General features: G+C 36.3%; 18 protein-coding genes. 3 read left to right on the top strand and 15 right to left on the bottom strand.

All coding sequences use genetic code 11. The features are described 5' to 3' along the window. Positions 1-300 precede the first annotated feature (300 nt). The gene (locus BUB87_RS03435) at positions 301-882 is read right to left on the bottom strand and encodes a DUF6438 domain-containing protein (RefSeq protein ID WP_073341795.1); all 582 of its coding nucleotides are present in this window, start codon (positions 880-882) and stop codon (positions 301-303) included. A 59-nt stretch (positions 883-941) separates the two neighbouring features. Then, positions 942-1,433, bottom strand: a complete 492-nt coding sequence (locus BUB87_RS03430) for a Csac_0668 family 2Fe-2S cluster-binding (seleno)protein (protein WP_073341793.1) — start codon at positions 1,431-1,433, stop codon at positions 942-944. Between the two features lie 856 nt (positions 1,434-2,289). Here BUB87_RS03430 and BUB87_RS03425 point away from each other — a divergent pair. Together BUB87_RS03425 and BUB87_RS03420 are read left to right on the top strand one after the other, a co-directional pair. Next, on the top strand, positions 2,290-2,535 hold the full coding sequence (locus BUB87_RS03425; protein ID WP_073341792.1) for a hypothetical protein: 246 nt from the start codon (positions 2,290-2,292) through the stop codon (positions 2,533-2,535). A 41-nt stretch (positions 2,536-2,576) separates the two neighbouring features. Then, the gene (locus BUB87_RS03420) at positions 2,577-2,795 is read left to right on the top strand and encodes a hypothetical protein (protein ID WP_073341790.1); all 219 of its coding nucleotides are present in this window, start codon (positions 2,577-2,579) and stop codon (positions 2,793-2,795) included. Positions 2,796-3,067: 272 nt separating this feature from the next. On the opposite strand, the gene glmS is transcribed toward BUB87_RS03420, so the two are convergent. The 3 genes from glmS to BUB87_RS03405 form a co-directional block, all read right to left on the bottom strand. Further along, the gene (glmS, locus tag BUB87_RS03415; RefSeq protein WP_073341789.1) at positions 3,068-4,894 is read right to left on the bottom strand and encodes a glutamine--fructose-6-phosphate transaminase (isomerizing); all 1,827 of its coding nucleotides are present in this window, start codon (positions 4,892-4,894) and stop codon (positions 3,068-3,070) included. A 236-nt stretch (positions 4,895-5,130) separates the two neighbouring features. Continuing rightward, a complete protein-coding gene (gene glmM, locus BUB87_RS03410; protein ID WP_073341787.1) occupies positions 5,131-6,483 on the bottom strand; it encodes a phosphoglucosamine mutase in 1,353 nt (450 codons plus the stop codon). Positions 6,484-6,586: 103 nt separating this feature from the next. Next, positions 6,587-7,387, bottom strand: coding sequence for a Cof-type HAD-IIB family hydrolase (locus BUB87_RS03405; RefSeq protein ID WP_073341785.1), 801 nt, complete (start codon positions 7,385-7,387; stop codon positions 6,587-6,589). A gap of 83 nt (positions 7,388-7,470) precedes the next feature. Here BUB87_RS03405 and BUB87_RS03400 point away from each other — a divergent pair, with 83 nt between their 5' ends. Next, on the top strand, positions 7,471-7,944 hold the full coding sequence (locus BUB87_RS03400; protein ID WP_073341784.1) for a general stress protein: 474 nt from the start codon (positions 7,471-7,473) through the stop codon (positions 7,942-7,944). A gap of 22 nt (positions 7,945-7,966) precedes the next feature. Here BUB87_RS03400 and BUB87_RS03395 read toward each other — a convergent pair whose 3' ends face one another. The 10 genes from BUB87_RS03395 to amrA all read right to left on the bottom strand — a co-directional run bounded on the left by BUB87_RS03395 (position 7,967) and on the right by amrA (position 16,353). Further along, positions 7,967-8,503: a 2-oxoacid:acceptor oxidoreductase family protein gene (locus BUB87_RS03395; RefSeq protein WP_073341782.1), complete on the bottom strand. Its 537-nt coding sequence runs from the start codon at positions 8,501-8,503 to the stop codon at positions 7,967-7,969. Next, a complete protein-coding gene (locus BUB87_RS03390) occupies positions 8,503-9,249 on the bottom strand; it encodes a thiamine pyrophosphate-dependent enzyme (protein WP_073341781.1) in 747 nt (248 codons plus the stop codon). The genes BUB87_RS03395 and BUB87_RS03390 overlap by 1 nt, the downstream gene beginning before the upstream one ends. Positions 9,250-9,251: 2 nt before the next feature. Next, positions 9,252-10,310 carry a 3-methyl-2-oxobutanoate dehydrogenase subunit VorB gene (locus BUB87_RS03385; RefSeq protein WP_073341779.1) on the bottom strand — a complete coding sequence of 353 codons (1,059 nt, stop codon included), beginning with the start codon at positions 10,308-10,310 and terminating at the stop codon, positions 9,252-9,254. Between the two features lie 12 nt (positions 10,311-10,322). Then, entirely contained in the window at positions 10,323-10,538 is a 216-nt protein-coding gene (locus BUB87_RS03380; RefSeq protein ID WP_073341777.1) for a 4Fe-4S binding protein, read from the bottom strand. Further along, entirely contained in the window at positions 10,535-11,206 is a 672-nt protein-coding gene (locus BUB87_RS03375; protein WP_073341775.1) for a hypothetical protein, read from the bottom strand. Before BUB87_RS03375 ends, BUB87_RS03380 begins: the two co-directional genes overlap by 4 nt. A 105-nt stretch (positions 11,207-11,311) precedes the next feature. Then, positions 11,312-12,499 carry a CdaR family protein gene (locus BUB87_RS03370; RefSeq protein ID WP_073341774.1) on the bottom strand — a complete coding sequence of 396 codons (1,188 nt, stop codon included), beginning with the start codon at positions 12,497-12,499 and terminating at the stop codon, positions 11,312-11,314. After that, positions 12,492-13,319 (bottom strand): diadenylate cyclase CdaA, encoded by an 828-nt coding sequence (gene cdaA, locus BUB87_RS03365; protein ID WP_073341772.1) that lies wholly within the window; start codon positions 13,317-13,319, stop codon positions 12,492-12,494. Before cdaA ends, BUB87_RS03370 begins: the two co-directional genes overlap by 8 nt. Positions 13,320-13,467: 148 nt before the next feature. Next, on the bottom strand, positions 13,468-13,881 hold the full coding sequence (locus BUB87_RS03360; RefSeq protein ID WP_073341770.1) for an adenine nucleotide alpha hydrolase family protein: 414 nt from the start codon (positions 13,879-13,881) through the stop codon (positions 13,468-13,470). A gap of 82 nt (positions 13,882-13,963) precedes the next feature. Continuing rightward, positions 13,964-14,950, bottom strand: a complete 987-nt coding sequence (gene amrS / locus BUB87_RS03355; protein ID WP_073341769.1) for an AmmeMemoRadiSam system radical SAM enzyme — start codon at positions 14,948-14,950, stop codon at positions 13,964-13,966. After that, complete coding sequence (gene amrA / locus BUB87_RS03350) at positions 14,947-16,353, bottom strand: AmmeMemoRadiSam system protein A (RefSeq protein ID WP_073341767.1); 1,407 nt, start codon at positions 16,351-16,353, stop codon at positions 14,947-14,949. The genes amrS and amrA overlap by 4 nt, the downstream gene beginning before the upstream one ends. Positions 16,354-16,464 lie beyond the last annotated feature (111 nt).

Here is a 16,464-nt window from a genome sequence, read left to right as displayed (position 1 = left end):
ATCCCTGATTAAATATTTTAACCAATTTAATTCATTTTAATGCATAAAATGTAGAAAAAAGGTTATACTAAGAAATGGGTTAAATAAAATGTTAATTGATTCTTATCAAGAAAGAGCATGAAATTAATCTAAATACACAAAATATTTTTCACTCCCACTCAATAAGATGAAAAAAGATGGGCTCATCGATTATGACGCCCATTCTATTACTATCTGTGATTTTGATATTATTCGCAAACCCTGAGCAATGAATAGGGAACCCGTATTGAGTTCCCTTTAATCTATTATTATTATCAGCAATTAAACGCCTTTCATAATTATTGCAGGTCCGTAATAATTATCTGCAGCAATCCCTATCTTCTGCACCCGCCATTCAATTAATTCCTGTCTGACACAATCTTCTACTAAATCTATGGCTTCTTTTTCTGAATCAGAAACAACTATGTACTTAATTGGCGACTCTGGAACTTTCTCTTCCACCTGATATATGTATAATCTGGGATTTACATATTTTTTAGTACCTATTATTCTCTCTATATTCTTTTCAAATGCTGTCAGGCTATCATCTATCAAAACATGTCCGTAATAGTGGTTAATTTCTTTAGTTTCTCCATCTGAATATTTTATTGTGGTAATGCAAGAAGGACCGTCCGTAATAAACTCATAACCTGGCTCATATATAAAAGACTTAAACCCAAAATCCTCAATTAAGTCATTTAACTGATTTACTTTTTTCCCTGATATCTTCCAATGATGCTCTCCGCTCTTATATACAAACATTTCTCCACTATAATTTACATTACCCTCATTATCCACTGTTACACTATAAACAGGGCAAGTCCCAAAACACATTGTTCTTTGCAATTTTATGTATTCAAACATGATAATCCCCCGATTTACCGTATATAGTATTAAAATATAGTACAAAACGGAATTGTATCTTATTTCATTGATAACCCTTTGTCTATAGCCTCCTGAATTATATTGTGACAGCATTTCCCTAAGGGGTTATTCTTTTCACATTGGCTGTTTTTCATCGCCCCTGTGATTTCTATAATATCTTTAACTGTTTTTGCACCATGTTTTATTACAGCATCTATTACCTGTTCCTCTGTAACCTTGCTGCAGTAGCAGGCATATTTAGGATTGGCATCTTTTTTAAACCATATTGGCACTTTTACTTGCTGCTTATCAAACTTAACACCTGATTCTGGATTATAATATACAACATCACATCCTTCGTTCATGCATATATAATAATCAATATCTCCTACCGATTTTGTAAGGGCATCAACTACCAAATGCTTTACTGTAATATTTTTTACTTTGATTCCTGATGTTTTACATAAAGGACATATATCGTTATTTTCTATTTTATGAGATGGCTCTTTTCCACCACAGCAACAGCAGTTATTTATTTTTTCATTTGTCATTTCATCCTTACCTTCCTTTATTTTTATATTTTAATAGAACTTATCTTATAATAAAAGTACTTTTCTGTTTTAAGATTTTTTGTTCATATCATTTTAATTATATACCCTCATTCTTGTATCAAGAAATATAAAATCTCAGAACTTTATTTTCTTTTCTTCTTTACCCTTTATAAAAGGACTTTTCTATTTTTTTACTATTATGCCTTGAACTATCTAACACAACTTTTTTACCTATTTAACACAACTTTATTATTTTTAACACAAGTTTTTTATCTCTGACACAACTTTTTTTATTTTATCCCTTATCCCTTTACCCTTTTTAGAATAAACCTTAATCCTAACTATGTATACACATAAAAAACTCATGTCAAACCTCCACCCCCCTCAATCCCTTGCCCCATCTATCCTTAACCCTATTTCGCTAATTATTTCCAGATAAAAAAGTCATGTCAAAAATCACCCTATTTCCATATCTTTATCACCTAATATTTTCCTATTTTTCCTTCCATTTTAGATAAAAAAGTCGTGTCAGGAATAGAGAAAAACAGGGATAAGGTTCAAGGGAAAAGGGGAAAGTTTTAATCAATATCTTTTATCAATACTCCCTTCAAATGCTTTAAAATCAATATGTTCACCCTTATCCCTTATACCTTAACCCTACTCATCCTAAAACAAAAATCATGGCTCCAATAAGGTTTTCTACCCTATTTTCACCATGATTCTTAACACAACTTTTTTATTTTTAACACGACTTTTTTATTCGTGACACGAGTTTTTTTGGGTTATACAGATGTCACAATTCATCTATTATGCATATTATAAAATACAAAATAGTTTTTGAAAGGTGGGAATTAGAATGCCTAAAGTCTACGATGTTAAACAAGCATTAGAGGTAGCTTATAAAACAGGTCAACAAGTAACAATCGAATTATATAGTGGCAAAATATTAGAAGGAGTAATTGTCGAAGCATTATGGGACACATCATTCCGTGTATGGTTGGAACCAGCTGAACCCGTTGAACCAGGAGAAGATATTGACAAAGCTATTGTTGCAATTCACGCTGTAAAGTCAGTTGAGTTTGGGCCAACAGAAGAAGATTAAGATTCTAAAACCATAATTTAGCAAGGAAGGAGGTTTAAAATATGTGTCAATATAAATATGAAGGTATTATAAAAGCATTAAAATATGCTGAGTTTACAGGTCAATCAGTTAATGTAGGTTTAAATAGAGACGATGAAGCAATAAATATTGAAGGAATTATAAAAAAAGTAGATGATTATGACTTCACGATAATATTGGAAGAAACTGGTGAAAAAGAAGAAATTCCAGTATCAGAAGTTGAATATGTTGAATACTCTTAAGCAATTGCTAACTTAAAAAACCCTTTCTATTTCTGTTCCCTCAAACCCGCATAAATAGTTGTTCCGAATGGGCAGAGTCATTGTTCAAAGAAAAAAGGGATAAGTGGCTTAAAATCAATATTCTTGAGACTTACCACTTATCCCCTTGTTACTCCGTGTGGACTTGATCCTTAATCCTTTTCCCTAATTACCCCTCAAACGGAACCCCTTTTTTCGCATGCGGAAAAGATTTAAATGAAAAATACAACAACTTTTGTTAACACATCAAAATTTTATTCTACCGTAACACTCTTAGCTAAATTACGTGGCTTATCAACATCGCAGCCCCTGGCTACAGCCATGTAATATGCCAAAAGCTGCAGCGGTATTACCGCTAAGACCGGTGCCACTTCTTCTGCACAATCAGGAATGTAGATTACATCATCAACTGCTTTTTCTATTTCTCTCATGCTCTCAAGCGCTACAGCGATTACATGAGCACCTCTGGTGGTAACTTCTTTTATATTGCTCAACATCTTATCATAAAGGTGTTTCTGTGTTACCAATGCTATAACCAGCGTTCCATTTTCTATTAGTGCCAGAGTGCCGTGTTTCAATTCACCAGCGGCGTAAGCCTCTGAATGGATATACGATATTTCCTTGAGTTTTAACGACCCTTCCATCGAAACAGAGTAGTCTAAACCTCTTCCCAGGAAAAACACATCTTTTGCCGTATAATTATTATCAGCCAGTTTCTGCACCGTATCTTGATTATCTAATATCTTTTGGATTTTTTCGGATAATTGACGCAACTCTGATTTTAACATCTCTGCATAATCTTCTGTTATAGTTCCTCTTTCCAATCCCAGCTTTATGGCAAGGAGGTACATCGAAACCAGCTGAGTAGTATATGCTTTTGTAGATGCTACAGCAATTTCAGGACCGGCCCAGGTATAAAGCACATCGTCAGCCTCTCTGGCTACCGAACTGCCTACAACGTTAGTTACGGCCAATATCCTGGAGCCCTTTTTCTTAGCCTCTCTCATAGCTGCTAATGTATCAGCTGTTTCACCTGACTGGCTGATCACTATTGTCAAACTATGCTCATCAACAAGGGGGTCTCTATATCTAAACTCTGAAGCAATATCAGCCTCAACAGGAATCTTGGCTAATCTCTCTATAAGATTTTTGCCAACCAATCCTGCATGATATGCTGTACCACAAGCTACAATAAAAATTTTATTGATTTTGTTTATGTCATCTGCAGATAATTTTATATCATCAAGTTTTACATCACTGCCATCGGGTAATCGACCAGCAAGTGTATCCCTTACAGCCTTAGGCTGTTCATTTATCTCTTTAAGCATAAAATGCTGGTATCCGCCCTTTTCAGCAGCCTCAACATCCCATTTAACTTCAAAAACCTCTTTCTTAATCTCTTTCCCCAAGCTATCCAAAACTGTGACTTTATCTCGTGTTAAAACCGCGATTTCGCCATCTTCCAGTATATAGACATTTCTAGTGTGCTTTAATATAGCAGGAATATCTGATGCTAGATAATTGCCGTCTTCCCCAAGTCCTACTATAAGAGGGCTATCCCGTCTTACCGCAATGACTTTATCAGGTTCATAAGTAGAAAGTATAGCAAGTGCATAAGAACCTTCCAATCTGCTAACAGCATTTATAACAGCATCTAAAATATCACCTTTATAAAAATAATCTATTAACTGTGCAATAACTTCTGTGTCAGTATCTGACACAAATTTATAACCTTCTTGCTGAAGTCTCTCTTTTAAGTACATATAATTTTCAATTATTCCATTATGGACCACTGCAATAGTACCCTTTGAATTTACATGAGGATGAGCATTTATATCAGAAGGCTCGCCATGGGTTGCCCACCGGGTATGCCCTATGCCCACAGAGCCTGCAACGCATTCCCTTTTTATCAAATCTTCTAAAGCCGTCAACCTGCCTTTGGTCTTGCGAATTTGTAACTTGCCGTCCTCGTACAAGGCTACTCCAGCCGAATCATATCCGCGATACTCCAGTCTCTTCAATCCTTCCAACAATATCGGCGTCGCCTGTCCATCGCCGATATAGCCAACTATTCCGCACATCTGCAATCTCCTCCCGTAATTTATCACCACTCGACCTGGTTTAGGCCGCAATTACTTGCGGTTTTGTCAGGTCTCTAACGGCCGTGGTCAAACCGCAGGGCACCCGCCGAATGCTCGATAAACCCTGTCCTCGTCAACCTGATATCTATATCAGGTCCAGGCGCTTTTTATAATACATTTTTGACAATCTAAAGTTCACTATATCATTACTCTCCCAGGCATTCCCCCTTTCAAATTTAACTGAGACGCTGTTCTATAAACGATGCCAATTTTTTAGCTTCGGCTTTTAAAACGTCCAGATCTTTTCCCTCCAGCATAACCCTTATCAGCGGTTCTGTACCCGAAGGTCTAATCAATACCCTACCTTCTCCATTTAACATCTCTTCAAGATTTTTTATCTTCTCGATTATTTCTATATCCTCTGCATATACATGCTTTTTGTCATTATCCACTCTAGCATTTACAATAACCTGTGGGTAAACCTTCATAGCATCCGCCAATAAAGATAGAGGTTGCTTCTTTTCAACCATTACCGATAGCAGGTTTAATGCAGTAATAAGACCATCACCGGTGGTATTGTGCTCTAAAAAAATTAGATGACCGGACTGTTCTCCGCCAATGATGTAATTGTTTTTCAACATCTCCTCTAGCACGTACCTATCCCCTACTTTTGTCTTTACCACATTGATGCCATGATTTTTAAGCGCAATATCTAGCCCCATATTACTCATAACTGTAGCTACTACTGTATTATTTTTCAAAGTACCTTTTTCTTTCATTGATAAAGCACATATAACCATAATCCTATCGCCATCTATCACTTCTCCTCTTTCATCTACTGCAATTAACCTATCTGCATCGCCATCAAACGCCAACCCTATGTCTGCCCCTATCTCCAACACATAGTCTCTCAACCTATGAATATGTGTGGAGCCACACTCCAGATTTATGTTCGTGCCATCAGGATGATTGTTAATAGCAAACACCTGCGCACCCAAATCTTTCAAAAGTTGCGGTGCGATCTTATAATTAGAACCATTAGCGCAATCAACTGCCACTTTTAAATTGTCTAATCGAATATTGAATATGTTCTTTAAATAGTTTATATAGACATCTCCTGCATCATCTATAACAATCTTATGCCCAATATCCTTCCCTATAGGTCTTGGTAAAATACTTAGTGCGTTTTGATCCATTACGATTCTCTCAATTTGATCTTCTAATTCATCGGATAACTTATAACCATCTTTGTTAAAAAATTTTATCCCGTTGTATTCCACAGGGTTGTGAGATGCTGATATCATGACACCTGCATCTGCTCCGTAATATCTGGTTAGAATTGCTACAGCCGGCGTAGATACAACACCGACGCATAGAGCCTGCGCTCCCACAGATAATAAGCCTGCTATCAACGCGCTTTCTAACAAATCACCTGAAATCCTTGTATCTTTTGCCACCACAATGCGCGGTTTTTTCATCCCTTCTGTGAGAACAGCAGCTCCTGCCCGTCCCAGTTTATACGCCAGCTCTGGCGTAAGATCTTGGTTTGCAATTCCCCTTACGCCATCTGTTCCAAACATCCTAGCCATTACAAATACACCTCATTTCCTTTGCTTAAACAATCTGCTATCTATTATATTATTTTATTGTTATTTTGTAAACCAAAAGAGGGATAAATAAGCAGAATGCATGTTAATTCAGGCTGTCATCCATTATTTTGTAGAGTATATCAGCAACCCCATCTTCTGTATTGTTTTTAGTGACATATTTAGAGCAAGATTTTAGAACATCATCAGCGTTACCCATAGCCACACCAAACCCTGCGTTACAAATCATTTCTCTATCATTATCTTGATCGCCTATAGCTACTACATCTGCTAAATCTATTTTTAATATCTGACACAATTTAATAAGTGTGCTTCCTTTAGTCACTCCTTTAGGTAATAGTTCTATGAATAATTTATCAGATTGTACCCATGTAAAATTATCCGTATATTTTTCAATATTTCGAACTAATCTTTTGGATATTTCTGCATCTCCTAAGAATAATATTTTCATTATATTTTTCATATTTTGTATATTTTCAACTTCAGTGCAGTAAACGTGATCAATATCCATAAAGCGATGTACAAGCTCAGTAATTTTTTTTACAAATATGCCATCAATTCCAAACGCTAACATATCTACAGAATTATTCTCTAACCATGTATTTGTTGCGATTTTGTATACATCATCGGGTAAAAATTCGCTATATAATATTCGCTTTGTTTTTGGATGATATATCATACAACCATTAAATAGTATCACAGGCACATCGATATCAAGCTCCTCAATAAAAGGCTTTGCCGAATTAATACCACGGCCAGTAGCAATGGTAAAAATCCCACCACTATTTCTAAATTTTTCTATAGCTCTTTTCGTAGCAGGTGTAATAACTCTCATATCATTTATAAGTGTTCCATCAATGTCAGCTATAACCATTTTATATTTCATCCGAAATTCACCTCTCGTAAATTATACCATAGGAATACTGTAAGCTAAATAGGTTATATTAAATATGAAAGGGAGGTATGAATATGTCAAAAGTAATAGGTGTTTTTAATACAAGAGAACAAGCTGAAAAAGCCATAGTTACTATGAGACAACAAGGTTTTAAAGATAACGAAATTTCTATTGTATCTAAAAAAGAAAACATTGAAAACAACAACAACGAAGGTATTCGCTTTGATTCAATCGCAGATGGTACTACCACAGGTGGTATCCTTGGAGGAGTTGCAGGACTGTTAGCCAGTGCTGGTGCTTTGGCTATCCCGGGTATTGGACCTATAGTAGCTGCAGGACCTATTGCAGCTATGTTAACAGGGGCAGTAGGAGGAGGTATTGCCGGCGGATTAATTGACATGGGCATTCCTGCTGCTGAAAGTCGCAGGTACGAGGAAGAAGTTAAAAAGGGCGGTATTTTAGTAGTAGCTCAGTCGGACAAAAATAAAGTAAACGATGCAGCTAGTATTATGAGGGCTAATGGTGCTTATGATGTTAAAACAGAATAACAGAGGAATTAATTTTCCTCTGTTATTGTACACTCATAGCGCCGCGTTCTAATGCCTCTATATTTTGTGGTATATATTTAGCTTTTGACCCCTCCATAATCTTGTTAAGCGCCTCATATGCGCTTTTAAAATCAACAATATTTGTCCTTTTTATAAAAGCACCGAGGGCTACCATGTTAGCTACCCTGAGATTTCCCAGCTCATTTGCTATATCATTAGCTTTAACATATACCACATCTATATCAGCTCTATCTGGTTTTATATCTATAAGGCTGGAATTAACGATCAACAAACCACCTTTTACTAAAGTCCGCTGAAATTTTTCTAGTGAGGGACGATTCATGACTATGACTGCTGTTGCTTCTGTGACTAAAGGCGAACCAGGATCGCCATCTGTCACAACCACATGGCAATTAGCTGTACCTCCCCTTTGTTCAGGACCATAGGAAGGTAACCACGAAACATTTTTGTTTTCAATCATTCCAGCATACGCCAAAAGCTGCCCCATAGACATTATTCCCTGTCCACCAAAACCTGCCATAATCACTCTCTGTTCCACTATTTGTCCACCTCCGGTGATTTAAATACTTTTAAGGGATAAACTGGTATCAAATTATCATTCAACCATTTTATAGATTCCACCGGAGTTAACCCCCAATTGGTTGGGCATGTTGATAAAACCTCCACAAGAGAAAACCCTGTCCCCTTTATCTGATTTTCAAAAGCTTCTTTAATGACTTTTTTTGCATTTCTGATATGCTTTATATCGTGTACAGATACCCTTGCCACATACTTTGCACCATCAAGAGTTGAAAGCATCTCACTTATTCTTATGGGATAACCATTCATTTCAACATTCCTGCCAAACGGTGTTGTAAGAGTTTTCTGCCCTAATATAGTTGTAGGTGCCATCTGACCACCGGTCATACCATATACAGCATTATTGACGTAAATAACTGTAATCTTTTCTCCTCTCGCTGCAGCGTGAACTATTTCTGCTGTACCTATTGCCGCTAGATCTCCATCCCCTTGATATGTAAACACAACACTATCAGGGACCACCCTCTTTATACCTGTAGCTACAGAGGGAGCTCTGCCATGAGATGCCTCCTGAAAATCGCAGTTTATATAATCGGATATGAAAACCGAGCAGCCAACGGATGCAACACCGATAGTTTTTTTCTGTATTCCCAGTTCATCTATTACTTCACATATCAATCTATGTATTATTCCATGGGTACAACCTGGACAATAGTGCATGGGTTTATCCGTCATACTTTTGGGCTTTTGAAATACGATCGCCATATTTAATACCTCCCCAAAATTGACTTTACTTTATTGACGATTTCTGCAGGCTCTATCACCACTCCACCAGGCCTACCCAAAAAGTGAACAGGTATCCTGCCGTTAGACGCCAACAAGACATCCTCGTACATCTGTTCTAAGCTCATTTCTACAGTAAGTAAAGCCTTTACGTCTAAATTATCAAAAGCCTTATAGGGAAAAGGCCATAGGGTAATGGGCCTTATAAGTCCTACTCTTAACCCTTCTTTAGAAGCCATTGAAATCGCCGTTTTTGCTATTCGAGATGTAATTCCATAAGCTACTATTACTATTTCTGCTCCCTCAATATTAAATTCTTCATACATAACCTCATTTTGCTTAATTCTATCATATTTTTCTTTTAAGCGGTAATTATGTTGTTCTAGAGCTTCAGGCTCTATATAAAGAGATGTTATAAGGTTAGGCTTTTCCCTATCCCTCATGCCGGTGGTAGCCCAGTCTTTTTGTTTAACAGGCAATTCTTCTGATAATTTTTCTTTAAATTCTACAGGTTCCATCATCTGTCCTAAAATTCCGTCCATAAGCACCATTACAGGATTTCTATATTTATCTGCCAGGTCAAATGCTTTATCCATCATATCTGCTATTTCTTGTACAGATGCAGGCGCTAATACAATCAAGTGATAATCACCATGTCCGCCACCCTTAGTTGCTTGAAGGTAGTCCGATTGGGCAGCCGTTATATTTCCTAAACCCGGACCACCTCTCATAACATTTACTATAACACAAGGTATCTCAGCACCCGCTATGTATGATATACCTTCCTGCATCAAACTTATTCCTGGACTGCTGGACGATATCATAACGCGTCCTCCAGCGCCACCGGCCCCATATACCATATTAATGGCAGAGACTTCACTTTCCGCCTGTAAAAACACACCTCCAACTTCTGGAAGTCTCTTTGCCATATATGCCGTTACCTCATTTTGCGGTGTTATGGGATAGCCAAAATAATATCTACAGCCGCTCATTACAGCCGCTTCAGCCATAGCTTCATTACCCTTCATCAAAATTTTCACAATATCACCTCCAAGTTATATCCTCTCTACTTCAATAACACAGTCAGGGCAGATCATTGCACAAAAAGCACATGCAATACATTTGTGCATATCTTCCTCAGCTATAGTTGAAGGGTGATAACCTTTTACATTTAAACTATCAGACATTTTAACAATTCTCACAGGACATACTGTTGTACACAGCTCGCAGCCTTTGCACAAATCCTGTTTAAACGATACCTTTCCTCTCATTTGATCGCCTCCATTAGCAAATGACTATTTATATTTTTAATATAAAACACCTCGCCAGCTACGTCTTTTATGCCTTCCAGTATTTCTTTTTTGCCCACCGTATACTTAATCGGTAAACCGCAGAGTTTAGAAAGTTCGCGACATAGTTCATTACCTTTTTTTATATCCTGTACAGTAGTTTCATGTAACAAATGGGTATTATTTAGCAAATGTGTAACTTTAAGCCTCGATGCCCTTTCAATGCTTACAAGGTAATTATATGCCTTTTCTGCAGTGGCGGTCATAGGTCTATTGGCATTTATAACATACCACATCTCGTAATTCATTTTTGAAAGATAATTATAAAAATAACCTAAGGCTAACGCACCTACGTCGTCACCGCCTACATCAAAAACCGTCGGCTTATAATCCTGCAATGCACCAAATATCCGTGGCGAAAGCGCAGGCATATCTAGAGTTCTATAGTGTTCTTCAGTACTTATAATATTTATACCCATTTCTTTATATTGTTCAGTAAAATTCCTTGACCTAAAATACGGATTTATGAAATCTAAGTCAACAAGATTTATAGGGCCTTTTCCTTCATCAAGGAGTTTAATAGCTAGATTCAACGCAATTTCCGTTTTACCAGAACCATAATGCCCCACTATTATGTATAGCTCTTTCATTGTTGTCACCTCATTTAGTACCTACTATAAATACCAGCTACTAATATAATACACCTCTTTTATTTGGTTTGCAAGCAAATAAAAAAAGGTCGAATTCAAACGACCTCATTGAACATTTACTTCTACATGAGATGGTTCAACGTTCAATACTTCTATCCCCTGTGGCACTTCAACCTTTACGGGCACCATATGTTTTCCAGAAAGAAGACCCGTGATATCTACATAAGCAGTTATGTCTGAATCTACAAGGTTATTTATATCGCTTTCGATACCTCGTAAAGTCAGCCTTACTTCTTGGGTTGCAACAGTACCTCTTGCGTCATCAGAACTCCTCACAACTATACCCTTCTTTACATAATTCTTTTTTACCAGCCTTTGAATATTAAGATTTACACTAACTTTATTGCCTTCATTGACGAGGATTACACCTTCTGGTACATCTAATTTTGCCTCTACTTTTGTACTCTTCACATATTTTGATAAATCCAGAGGTATAGTATTTAAATTATTGACTCTGTCTAATATGTCATCTCTAGCTGCAATTGTTATATAAGGTGGATCAACACCGTAGTCTACCAACTTTAGATCATCGGGCAATTTACCTTCAAAATTCACATTTACTTGGACGTCTTTTTTTCTATATATAGGAACTGATACATCAACAGTCTTAGGATTGTATTCCACATATTTGACCTCTTTGCCATCCTTATCTATCAAAAATATAGGCAAAGATACATTAAGCGTATCTTTTCTATTACTTATATTTACTTGCGCTGTAGCACTCTCTATATTCTTTATAATGCTTTCAGGACCTTTTACAAACACCTCATCAGGTCTTACAATGGGATCCGTGTTTATATACCCCTGTTTAGGTGTTCCTGTTATCCGTATACGCATTTTTATTTGCTGTTTTACCAATGCGTCAAGATATATCTTCATAGAATTAGGGCTGACGCTTACAACCTGGATATTCCCGGGCAATCCAAAAACATCTACAGGAAGATTATTCCATCCTTTTTGCTTAAAATTGCTTAAATCAACCTGAGCTATAATGCCTGAGGGATTTAACGATATTATATCATTTCTTCTACCCTTAACTTTTATATTAACTCTTTCATCTTTTTTATCTAATATCACTAAACCTGCTTGTTGAATCACACTCTCATTTTTAAAGCTAACGGGAATATTATTTACGTCATAGGTAATGATGGGATTTTCTGTACTTGTAACATAAAGCCACAAAAAAAACGCAATAATAATCGAGAATATTTTCCATCCCAGATCTTTACTCATGCTTGTTCACCCACTTAAACCAATTACTCGCCTTGAAATCTATCTGTTTTCTCTTTAACTGGCTCAATAAAACCTCTTTTAGCGTTTTAATATCAAGATACCTGGAAATTTTGCCGTTTTGTGCTATTGAAATGGTACCAGTTTCTTCTGACACGATAACACATATAGCATCAGATATCTCAGTAATACCTATCCCGGCCCTATGCCTCGTTCCCAAATCTTTGCTTATATCATTGTTTTGTGATAAAGGTAAAAAACATCCTGCAGCCATTATTTTGTTTCCTCTTATCAAAACAGCTCCATCATGTAAAGGCGTATTAGGTATAAAGATATTTATAAGCAATTCACCGGAAATAAGCGACTCCATCTTGGTACCAGTATTTATTATATCATTTAATCCTGTTTCTCTTTCAATAACAATAAGCGCACCTATGCTGGACTTTGACAGATACTTTACAGCCTTTACAATCTCTTCCACAACTTCTGCGCTGCTTTCCTGTTCAGTAGAAAATATAAATTTCGTAAAAACCTTATTTCTACCTAGTGATTCTAATGCATTTCTGAGCTCGGGTTGAAATACAATCAGCAAAGCTATTACTCCAACCGTCATGGCATTTCTCAATATCCAATTAATGGTTCGAAGCTGTAATATTTCACTGAGCTTTGTTGCGACTAATAAAATAAAAAGGCCTTTTAATAATTGTTCTGCTCTCGTTCGCCTTATAACCTGAAATATCTTATATAAGATATAAGCGATAATTGCTATGTCAACAAAATCACTGAAACGCATTGCCTTTACAAGGTTAACTAATTCATTCATCCCATCACTCCTATGCTATGCAGCTTTCTACATGTTCATATATTAATTATACAACAAATTTACCTTAAAATTAAATACCTGGTATTAATTTTTGAGTTAAAGATTAAATAAAAAATTAAAAAATAATAAAAAGGACCCTGACAGTCCTTTAATCGACAACTTCCAGAAAAATATTGCTTTTTTCTATCTGTTTTTTTAATGGGTTTATAACATCCCCATATCTTATCACTTCAAAAGCTGATCTCAATGATTTACCCACTATTATCTCAGTGATATTATTTTCTTTTGCGAACTGTGCTAATGTCTCATATATCTTTTTCCCTGTAAGTATAGTAACAGTTCCACCCATTTTTTGCGCAATATCAAATAAATCTAACAGTATCTTATGCTCTCTTATGTCCTTAGATATATCTTCAGATTTGTTGACATATACTACACAAAATTCCCCTTTTGTTTCGTTTGCCCTCTGTGCTCCTCGTTCTATAAGCCTTATGCAACTTCTCTGAGGGGTTATGCAAACCATTATCCTGCTTCGAGTGCCAGGATCAAAATTTTTTATCATCCACTATCTCCTTCCCATAATGGCCCAATTAACTCCCAATTATATTATATAATGAACTCTGTTATAAAGTCAAATTCAGGATTTAAAACTGAACTTTGATTTCTTTTCTGCACCTCGAACATTTTTTGTCCTGGCCCACTCCTACTATATCCACATATATGTCTCTTTTTATAAGAAGATTGCCACAATTGGGACAATAAGTATTGTTATCTGTCCCACCGACATTACCGATATACACATAATTAAGATATTTTTTACCAATTTTATATGCATTTATCAAGGTATTAATCTCCGTTGGTGGATTCTCCATTTTATAATTGGGGAAATACCTGGTAAAATGCAACGGAATATCTTTATCTATACTAGCTACCCATTTTACCAGTTCTTCTATCTCTCCAAGATTATCATTTTCACCTGTTACGATAAGTGTCGTCAATTCCACATGACACAGACGGGATGCTATTTCCACAGTGTTTATAACAGGCGCCAGTCTTCCTCCGCATAGCGTTTTATAATAATGATCTGAAAAAGCCTTTACATCGATATTAAGTGCATCAATATATGGCAATACGTTATAAAGAGGTTCTGGGTTTATATAACCATTTGTAACCATAATGTTTTTTAAGCCGCGGTCTTTAGCTATTTTCGCGCAGTCGTACATATATTCATACCATATTGACGGCTCGTTGTACGTATAAGCGATTCCTATATTTCCTCGCTGCCTTTCTGCTATATTTATTAACTCTTCTGGTCTTATCAATCTGTATTCCACATCTTGTTGTTGAGAGATATGCCAGTTCTGGCAAAACGCACAGCTCAAATTGCAGCCAAAAGATCCTATGGAGAGAATATAACTACCCGGATAAAAATGATAAAGTGGTTTCTTTTCTATTGGATCCATCGCTATTCCTGTCACCTTGCCGTAGTTATCTGATACAAGGATTCCATTTTGATTTTTTCTTGCTCTGCATATACCATATTTGCTATTTTTTATTCTACAGCCTTGAGGGCATAACTTACAATATACCATACCATCTTTCAATTTTTCATAATACATAGCTTCTTTCATTTATGTCTCACTACCTCAAATCTTTCTATACTATAATGCTCATATGGCTTTATTCCGGCTTTTTTAAGTGCTATAGATATTTGTTGATCTACTGTATCTACTCCTTCTAAATCAGGTAACAACAGGCCCGATTTATAACCACACCTCACGATGACGCCGTATTTTTTGGGATCTAATTCATCTTTAGAGCTTACTTTTTCAGGAGGCATCAAAACATCAACAGAGTATACTAAATCCTCCAGTTCATTTTCTTCTACAGGATAAAAACGTGGATCTTCAAATCCCGCACTAATAGCATTCATTATTATCTCCAATGCCACATTCTCTCTTTGAGGATATATTGTTCCTATGCATCCTCTTAAGTCTCCATCTTTATGAATTGACACAAACACTCCTGCTCTTTTATTTAACATTTCCTCCGGTAAGTCTTTCGGTATAGGCAATGGCGTTCTGTTTTTTAGATAATATTCAAGACTTTGCCTTGCCAACCTGACGTAAGGATCCTCATTTTCCCGTATATTTTTTATTTTACTTCTTTTAATATCATACAATTCATCTACAAGGCTAGGTTTTCCCGAACCTGTTACCAAAAACGCCGCAACGCCATATCCCACACCAAAGGGCCCTTCGTGGGATAAAACCCTTGCGTCAACTTCATACCCATCTAAGACACCCAACATAACGCATAAAGATCTGTATCCGCACTCTGCCGCTTCATGAATCAATTGCTTATCCATGTTTATTATGCCTACAACATCCATCTTACCCAGCATATCTAATAACGTTTTATCAAAGACTTCTCCTTTTGGAGAATAACCATTTGGACTATCAGGTGTCAAAACGTGCGAAAGATCGCCGCTGGCTATAAATATCACATTTCTGTCTGATTTTTCAACAGCCTTTTGTATGGCTATACCAAACTCATAAAGTTGTTCAAAAGGTAAGAATCCATATGACATGCGAATCAATTTAAATCCGCGGTAGTGTTGTGTAACAAAATAAAGAGGCACTATAGTTCCATGGTCCAATTCAGGTGACAATGAATATCTCTTTAGAGCATGAGAATCTATCTTGACATTAGGAATACCTTTGCCATCAGCTTCTTTCAATATCAGCTGGATTAAATCCTGATCGCTTTCAAATTCCAACTCCACACCTGGAGCCATAAATTGACCCAGGTCCCCTCTTAAGTGTAATTGAGCATCGACAGATACCGCATCCCTAAACACATATCCATGGGGAGATATGATTATTATAGTATCAGGTTTTAGTTCTTTTATTTGCCGTGCAATTTCGTTTAATTTGTCAATGGTTATCTGTATCTTCTTTTCTTCACCACGCCCTACTTCCGGTACTATTATAGGGGGATGTGGCATTAAATATGCAGAAAGTACTTTACCCATAATCATCACCTCAAAGTTATTTTGGTAGCTTATAATTAATTATACCACTTTATTAAAAACAAATATTATGCACTTATATATCTTGTTTATTTTTGATAAAATATAATCTAG

The organism is Caldanaerobius fijiensis DSM 17918 (assembly GCF_900129075.1).
Lineage (GTDB): Bacteria > Bacillota > Thermoanaerobacteria > Thermoanaerobacterales > Caldanaerobiaceae > Caldanaerobius > Caldanaerobius fijiensis.
This window is presented reverse-complemented; position numbering and strand designations above follow the sequence as displayed.

Bases quoted from the DNA above. Each gene is read 5' to 3' on its own strand.
- BUB87_RS03435 (WP_073341795.1), bottom strand. From the start codon at position 882: ATGTTTGAATACATAAAATTGCAAAGAACAATGTGTTTTGGGACTTGC.
- BUB87_RS03430 (WP_073341793.1), bottom strand. From the start codon at position 1,433: ATGACAAATGAAAAAATAAATAACTGCTGTTGCTGTGGTGGAAAAGAG.
- BUB87_RS03425 (WP_073341792.1), top strand. From the start codon at position 2,290: ATGCCTAAAGTCTACGATGTTAAACAAGCATTAGAGGTAGCTTATAAA.
- BUB87_RS03420 (WP_073341790.1), top strand. From the start codon at position 2,577: ATGTGTCAATATAAATATGAAGGTATTATAAAAGCATTAAAATATGCT.
- glmS (WP_073341789.1), bottom strand. From the start codon at position 4,894: ATGTGCGGAATAGTTGGCTATATCGGCGATGGACAGGCGACGCCGATA.
- glmM (WP_073341787.1), bottom strand. From the start codon at position 6,483: ATGGCTAGGATGTTTGGAACAGATGGCGTAAGGGGAATTGCAAACCAA.
- BUB87_RS03405 (WP_073341785.1), bottom strand. From the start codon at position 7,387: ATGAAATATAAAATGGTTATAGCTGACATTGATGGAACACTTATAAAT.
- BUB87_RS03400 (WP_073341784.1), top strand. From the start codon at position 7,471: ATGTCAAAAGTAATAGGTGTTTTTAATACAAGAGAACAAGCTGAAAAA.
- BUB87_RS03390 (WP_073341781.1), bottom strand. From the start codon at position 9,249: ATGGCGATCGTATTTCAAAAGCCCAAAAGTATGACGGATAAACCCATG.
- BUB87_RS03380 (WP_073341777.1), bottom strand. From the start codon at position 10,538: ATGAGAGGAAAGGTATCGTTTAAACAGGATTTGTGCAAAGGCTGCGAG.
- BUB87_RS03375 (WP_073341775.1), bottom strand. From the start codon at position 11,206: ATGAAAGAGCTATACATAATAGTGGGGCATTATGGTTCTGGTAAAACG.
- BUB87_RS03370 (WP_073341774.1), bottom strand. From the start codon at position 12,499: ATGAGTAAAGATCTGGGATGGAAAATATTCTCGATTATTATTGCGTTT.
- cdaA (WP_073341772.1), bottom strand. From the start codon at position 13,319: ATGAATGAATTAGTTAACCTTGTAAAGGCAATGCGTTTCAGTGATTTT.
- BUB87_RS03360 (WP_073341770.1), bottom strand. From the start codon at position 13,881: ATGATAAAAAATTTTGATCCTGGCACTCGAAGCAGGATAATGGTTTGC.
- amrS (WP_073341769.1), bottom strand. From the start codon at position 14,950: ATGAAAGAAGCTATGTATTATGAAAAATTGAAAGATGGTATGGTATAT.
- amrA (WP_073341767.1), bottom strand. From the start codon at position 16,353: ATGGGTAAAGTACTTTCTGCATATTTAATGCCACATCCCCCTATAATA.